The organism is Candidatus Desulfolinea nitratireducens, from assembly GCF_982879505.1.
Map to the genome: position 1 here is coordinate 398 of NZ_CEYOSI010000261.1, position 3,978 is coordinate 4,375.

At 47.4% G+C, this 3,978-nt stretch carries 2 protein-coding genes; both read right to left on the reverse strand.

The window, feature by feature from the left end; genetic code table 11:
• Positions 1-3,403, reverse strand: a 3,403-nt coding sequence (locus tag AC3DOM_RS16045; RefSeq protein WP_487920051.1) for a GAF domain-containing protein, incomplete at its 3' end; no start/stop codon positions are given.
• Positions 3,404-3,475: 72 nt separating this feature from the next.
• Positions 3,476-3,811, reverse strand: a complete 336-nt coding sequence (locus AC3DOM_RS16050; RefSeq protein WP_487920052.1) for an STAS domain-containing protein — start codon at positions 3,809-3,811, stop codon at positions 3,476-3,478.
• Positions 3,812-3,978: the final 167 nt, after the last annotated feature.

Genomic DNA, 3,978 nt, shown 5'->3' on the forward strand with positions numbered 1-3,978 from the left:
GATCCATCTCGGTGCCTTCAATAACGCCCAGCGCCATTCCAGTACGAGTTAGACGTACGATCTGGTTTGTCTTTTTTTGTAGCCAAAATGGTGGATTATGCCCCGCATTGGCGTAGGTTAATAAGCCTGTTTTAAGAGAAAGAACACCATAAAATGCGGTCACGAACATCCCCTGGTTTGTATCGGGAATCAGCAGGTCATTAACGCGTCGTAAGGCCCTGGCCGGGGATGGATTATCCAGAATAGCGGCACGAACAAGGGTGCGTGTGAGAGCCATGAAGAGAGCGGCGGGAATTCCCTTATCGGCAACATCCGCAATAAATAATCCCAGATGCTGGTCGGGCAATTCGATCACATCATAAAAATCTCCTCCCACCTGCCGTGCCGTTTGCCAGCGACCAGCCAATTCCCACCCTGAGGGTTCGGGCAATCTATCCGGGATGAAGGTTTTTTGGATTTCGCGAGCAACCTGAACCTCGTGTTCGAGACGTTCACGCACAACCATTTCTTCCTGAAGGCGATCATTTTGGATTGCAAGCGCAGCCTGTTGAGCGATACCAGCGATAATCTCCAACCGACGCGATCGGAAGCGCCTTCCACCGGGAGCTTCTTCTGCCAGTAAAACGCCAAAAAGATCATCTTTTATGATCAGCGGGACAGCCATCAAAAGATCATCGTCACACTTCAGATATTCGTCAAAACCATCGCCCCAGGGAGATGAAATATCCAACCAGCAGCAAGTCTCTGTAAATAGGCGTAAGAGCATGGTATTTGCCGAACGGACCCCATCCAAAAGAGGGAATTCCCCCGGGGAATAAATATCCTGCCAAACCAGAAACTCGTCTTCATCGGACAGGCCATAAGCTTGAGCAGATGTATATTGCTGCGTGGCTTCATCCCAAATATAGATCGCACACCGCTCAACACCGACAAGAATCGGCATAATACGAATGATCGAGTCCAGGATTTCATCCAATTCAGCCATACTGGCAACAGCCTGGGCAACCTGCAACAAGGCTGCTGAAGCATAGGCTTGCTCTTGTGCGGAATCATAGAGGCGGGCGTTCTCGATAGCGACGGCGGCATAACTTGCAAAGGTAGAGGTAATCGCTTGTGCTTCATGACCGTAACGCCCTGATGTGTGATGGGAAAGCGTCAACACGCCAATGGGTTGATCTCCAATATGAAGGGGGGCAGCAATCGATGAATAATTCGATTCAAAACCAGCCGCCAGGCCCACTGGCCCCATTACATCTTCTGCATTGCGAATAACAGGCTTTGAAGACAGCAAAGCGCTGGCTAGAGAAATTGATGCATCCGCTGATGAACGACGAATATCCTCCAATACTGATTTTTCAATGCCATGGACAGCAGCCAGATAGAGTTCCCCCTCATCGCGTAATAGCCAAAGAGTAGAAATTTCAGTGGGAAGAGTACGTTCCAATTCTGTGAGAATTGCATCCAAAACCTGCTCGACATTCACATTATCAGAAAGGAGGCCTGCGACTTCACGCAAACTATCGGCAACCTGCCGCCGCCATTGTTCCGAACGATATAGATCGGCATTATGAATGGCCGCGGCAACATTTCCGCCCAAGGCTTCAAAAAGCAAAAGATCCTCATCGCTGAATGAGTTTATATGATCGCTTTGCACATCCAGCACGCCCATAATTTTTTCATCGAAAACGAGGGGGACAACCAGCTCTGCCTTGGTGTTTTCAGGAGGAAGCGGAGACATGCGATATCGAGGTTCTTTTGAAACATCATTCGCCAATACTGATTGCCTATTCCGGGCCACCCAGGGGATCAACCCTTCAGGGTCATCCAGGTCCAGGCCATAGTTCTCCCCCAGGTTTTCTGTGCGTTTTCCGCTACCCGCCTCATAATGGATTCGGCGCCGATTCTGATGTACTGTAAAGAGATGCACATGAGAATAGCCAAAGCGTTCCGTGATCAGCAGGGCAACATCGGCCATTAACTTGCTCAAGCTCAGCGTAGATGTGGCTTTCCTGCTGACTTCAGCAACGACATCCAGTTGATCGGCACGTCGTCGCAAAGCACTATATAAACGTGCCCCTTCAATGGCGATCGCAATATTATCCGCAAGTGCGCGTAAAACAAGCAAATCATTTGGATGAAAAGCATTCAGGCGATCACTTTGTACATCCAGTACACCCAAAATACGATCTTCCGTTTTTAACGGAAGAACAATTTCAGATTTTGTTTCAGGCAACCCAGACAAGAATCGGTAAAGCGGTTCAGCCATTACATCAGGGCAAACCATCTCTTCACCGTTTTTTGCTACATTCCCAATCAAGCCTTGCCCAAGTTTTATTTCCAACTTAGGTGTGGCTTTTTTACGACCTTTACGGGGCGCTCTGGCTCCAGAACGGAAATGCAATATATCCTTTCGTGGATCAATTGTAAAAAGAGCTACATAGTAATAGTGAAAAGTTGCCTGGATCAAGCTGGTGACACGCTTCGCCAATTCATCAATATCCATAACATTGGCGATCTGCGTACTGACCTGACGTACCAGGCTCAACTGCCCGATGCGCCAATTCTCCACAGCTACACGATGTCCTGTAACCAGGTTTAATGCGGCAATACTGGCAATTCCCTCGAGCGTATCCAGTTCTCCTTGCGAAAAGGGTTTATCTGCGCTCCGATTAATTTGCATCGTCCCCATAATAAAGTTCTGATCTTCGAGAGGGAAAGCTACGACTGCCCGACCGTTTTCTTTTACCTGAATTGGCCTACCTGATTTAAATGCTTGTTTGGCAGCATCTGTTGATGGAGATTCGGGGAATATTGGCTCCTCATCCCAATCAGGCAGGCGAAAAAGACTTTCGTCAAGCCAGACATCCACATCGCCATCTATCAGCCTGGCAACCATTTGTTGGATACTATCACGTTGCGAGGCAAGGGATTTTGTATTCAACATCTGCTCCCCAAGATTACTTAGCTTGGTCCAGTCGGATGAAATAAGGTGTCTGGACACATCTCGATTTTTGGTGAGCGTTAGAATGTTCCCCTGATCGTGCGTGGCCTGATAGTTGATTCCGTCCATCAGATTGCGAATCAAGTGGACTCCAAGGCCCCCCACCTGCCGTTCGATCAGAGGCAAGTTCAAATCGGGGGTCGAAACGGAATCCATATCAAATGATCGGCCATTATCCTGCAGCCTAATTATCAGATTATCCTTTGTAATCTCACAATTTATTTCAATCTGCTGATCGCTTTCACCCCGGTAGGCATGGTCAATAATATTTGTACAGGCTTCATCCACTGCCAATTGGACAGCATAAATAGCTTTGTCTGTCAGGCCAGCCTTTATGGCTCGCTTTGCGACAAAGGTGCGAATATCATCCAGAGAACTGTATTTTGCAGGGAAATTTCGCATGATGTAAAGAGAAAAACCGCCTTACCACGATGGAAGACGGCTCTATATATTTATCGTCAGGGAACCAAAAGCTTAGAAATAACCAACTGCCGGGGTAACCTCATCCAAGATCGTAAACAAGGGGATAAAACCTGCCAGATCAAGCGCTTCCTTGATGCGATCTGAGACTGCGGCCAATACCACTTCACCACGATTAAGTCGCTTGCATTCTTTTTGGGTAGCAAGCAATACGCGCATACCTGCACTCGACATATATTCCACATCGCTCATATCAAAGACAATTTTATGGCGCCCGCCTTTGGTAACCGCTTCGAGCGCTTCACTCAACTGTGCGGCTGTAGCGCTATCCACACGACCTTTGACCGTTATCAGATCACATTGTTTGAATTTTTGCGTGGTAACTTCCATTATTCCTCCAGAAAAAGCAGATGGTGTGTAGATCAGGGTGTTCTTTAATTATTCGATAGATTATATCACGGGGGAAAATAGGATTGTCAACAGCGCATTGCTTCATAAAAATTCTTACTTTAGGAAACAACATTGCGTCAATATAAATGTTACCCTACAGCGGAGAA

What these genes read in the sequence shown, in the direction of transcription:
- AC3DOM_RS16050 (WP_487920052.1), bottom strand. Translation starts at nt 3,811, where the DNA reads ATGGAAGTTACCACGCAAAAATTCAAACAATGTGATCTGATAACGGTC.